Annotated in this window: 1 protein-coding gene; it reads right to left on the bottom strand. The window is 66.5% G+C overall.

The window, feature by feature from the left end:
- A partial coding sequence (locus J2W46_RS34255) for a condensation domain-containing protein (protein WP_310360449.1) occupies positions 1-2,057 on the bottom strand: 2,057 nt, incomplete at both ends.

Here is a 2,057-nt window from a genome sequence, read left to right as displayed (position 1 = left end):
GCAAGGCGTGCGGGCGGATACTCAGGATCGAGCGGCACGAACGCCCCACCCGAGCGGATGATCCCAAGCAGCGCCGCAACCAGCGCCGGGCCGCGTGCCACGCACAGCCCCACGCGCCGCTCGGCGCCAACACCTCGCGCGACGAGTCGTGCGGCCAGCTTCGCCGACCACGCATCCAGTTCCGCATAGGTGAGCGACTCATCCTCGCAGCGCAGCGCAATCGCATCCGGCGAGCGCTTCGCCTGCGCCGCGAGCGCCATCCCGAGCGATTCGAACGCATAACGCTGCAACGGCGCTGCTTCATAACGCCCGGGCAACGTCAACGATCCAACGCGCCGCGCGACGTCCCCGGCCATTTGCGTCAGAATTGCTTCGTACTGCAATGCAATTTGTTCGACGGTCTCGCGATCGATCCGCTCGCCGTTCCACGCCCATTCGAGCGAAAGCGTCTTTCCGCGCGGAATGATCGCTAGCGCGAGCGGGTAATGCGTGGGGTCGACGGAATCGATCGACTCCACCTTCAGGCTGGCGTCGCCATCGCGCGCGGCATCGACGGGATAGTTTTCAAACACCACTATGCTGTCAAACAGCGCGTCGCCGCTACGTCCGCTCCACTGCTGCACGCGCGCGAGCGGCGTGTGCTCGTAGTGGCGCAGTTCCATCAGCTCGCCTTGCAGCTTGTGCAGCCATGCGCCGAGGTCCGCGCTTGCGTCGACGTCGACCTGCACCGGCAGCGTATTGATGAACAGCCCCAACATGCGTTCGACGCCCGGCAGATGCGCCGGCCGTCCCGACAACGTAGTGCCGTATGAAACCTGTCGCCGATGTCCATAGCGCGCGAGCAGCACCGCCCACGCGCCTTGCATCAGCGTATTGAGCGTGATTTCGTGGCGACGCGCCGTTGCATGCAAACGCGCGACGAGCGCTTCGTCCAGCGCGCAGCGCCGCGCATGGGCGCCCGGTTCTGCTGCGCGCGGCTCGCCGAGACTGGCGGTGAGCGTCGCCGGATCGTCGGCGCGCGCGGCCCATGCGCGCCACCATGCTTCGGTTGCGGGATCGTCGGCCGCTTCACGAATCCACTCGACGTACCCGCGATACGGCGGCGCCTGTTCGAACGTCGCGGCAGCGCCGCTCGTCCGCAGTCGATAGTCGCGCAAGATCTCCGCGAACAACAGCGAAACGCTCCAGCCGTCGAGCAGAAGATGATGATGCGTCCACACGAGGTCTGCGCTGTGCGCGTCGCGAATGAAGAGCGCGATGCGCATGAGCGGCGCCTCATCTGGCGCGATGCCATCGGCGAGATCGCGCGCCCGCCAGTCGGCCAGGCGCGCGTCGTAATCGGGTGCGGCGGACCAGTCGTGCGTTTCGAACGGCAACGCGATGCTGCGATGGACAATCTGCATAACCGAGCCGCCGTGCTGCCACGCGAAACCCGTGCGCAAAATCGCGTGACGCGCGAGCGCGGTCTGCCACGCTGCGTGCATTGCGGCGACGTCGAGCGTGCCCGACAGTGTCGCGCGCATCTGGTTGAGATACGCGCCCTGTTGCGACTCCGCGAGCGTGTGATAAAGCAGACCGCTTTGCAACGGCGTCGCCGGATAGACGTCCTCGACGTGCTCAGGCGTGATGCCGAGCGCACGCCACAGATCGGACGACGCCGATGCACTGGTTGCAGCCGATCGTTCAACGCCAGCGAGCGACGCGGATGCCGACGCCGGCACAGGTCCGGCCGCACGCGCAAGCTGTTGCACGGTCGGCGCTTCGAACACCATGCGCGGCGTCACGTGCAAGCCCGCATCGCGCGCTTTTGCCACGATTTGCAGACTCAAGATCGAGTCGCCGCCTATCACGAAGAAGTTGTCCGTCACGCCGATATCGTCGCGCCGCAACACAGCACGCCAGACGGCAAGCAAGGCGGCCTCGGCGGGCGTCGATGCGGCGACGACCTGCTTCGCGTTCGCCACCGCCTCCGGCGCAGGCAATGCGCGGCGATCGAGCTTGCCGTTCGGCGTCAACGGAAAGCGCTCAAGCTCCACATACGACGACGGCACCATGTG

The organism is Paraburkholderia strydomiana (genome assembly GCF_031456815.1).
Classification (GTDB): domain Bacteria; phylum Pseudomonadota; class Gammaproteobacteria; order Burkholderiales; family Burkholderiaceae; genus Paraburkholderia; species Paraburkholderia caledonica.
Note: the sequence above shows the minus strand (reverse complement) of the source record. Positions and strands in the feature narration are given on the sequence as shown.